Here is a 1049-nt window from a genome sequence, read left to right on the forward strand (position 1 = left end):
AGTTACCCTTACCATCTACCCTGCTCAAAAGGTAGATAGGCGCAAGGTGGGACTTCGGCGTGAGGTTGGTAGCTGCGTGCCTTTAGCTGTCTTTCATGCACTAGGTATTGAGTCTGCACTTAACAACGAGCGTAAGACTACAAAATCACGTGCTACCTATAGTCTGGCTCAAGCAATGAGGCTCATGGTAGTAGAGAGACTACTCTCTCCTGGCTCTAAGCTCTCTGATGTAAGAAACATCGATAAACACTTCTTCAAAAGCGAGCTTACTGATGATGATCTCTACCACGCCCTAGGAGAACTTGCGAATGCACAAGAGCGTATCGTGTCGTCTTTATCCTCACATATTTCAAGACTTATAGGACGTGATACCTCTCGTGTGTTCTACGACGTTACCAACTACTATTGGGAAATAGATACAGAAGATGAACTAAGACGGCGAGGGGTTAGCAAAGAACACCGTCCTGAGCCCATAGTTCAGATGGGGCTTCTCGTAGACAACAACGCAATTCCTATTGACTACCACTTGTTTTCTGGAAACACCCATGACGGGGTGACCATGAACTCCTTCATTGAAAAGACTGCACCTGATGCAGGTGAGGTCATCTGGGTAGCCGATAAGGGATGCAATACCAAAGAAAACATGGTGGACGTCTGTGCTCGCGGACAACATTTCTTATGGTCTCAGTCCATACGGGGCACTAAGTCCAAAGGGCACTTAAGAGACTGGGTCCTTGATGAGAGCGGCTATAAGGGTATCTCAGGAGATGCAGATGCAGGGCCTGACTTCAAGGTAAAAAGCAAACAAGACACCCTAGTAGTTGAGGTAGCAGATCCTTCTGGTAAAAAGACCAAAGTACCCATAGAGGTCAAATACATTGCCTTCTGGTCACGCAAGTACCAGGCTCGTGCACGAAAAGAGCGCCAGAAGACCATTGACCGCGCACTTGATATGGTGGCACACCCTACTAAATACGACAGCATTACCGCTAAAGGTGCTCTTAAGTACCTAAGCAAACATGAGGTAGACCAAGACGGTGTCGTAGGAG

At 47.4% G+C, this 1049-nt stretch carries 1 protein-coding gene; it reads left to right on the forward strand.

Going from position 1 to position 1049, the window contains the following annotated elements; genetic code table 11:
* Positions 1 to 1049 (forward strand): IS1634 family transposase (locus HMPREF9069_RS03745; protein WP_021625820.1); only part of this gene is annotated, 1049 nt, incomplete at both ends.

This window comes from Atopobium sp. oral taxon 810 str. F0209, assembly GCF_000466405.1.
Classification (GTDB): Bacteria; Actinomycetota; Coriobacteriia; order Coriobacteriales; family Atopobiaceae; genus Olegusella.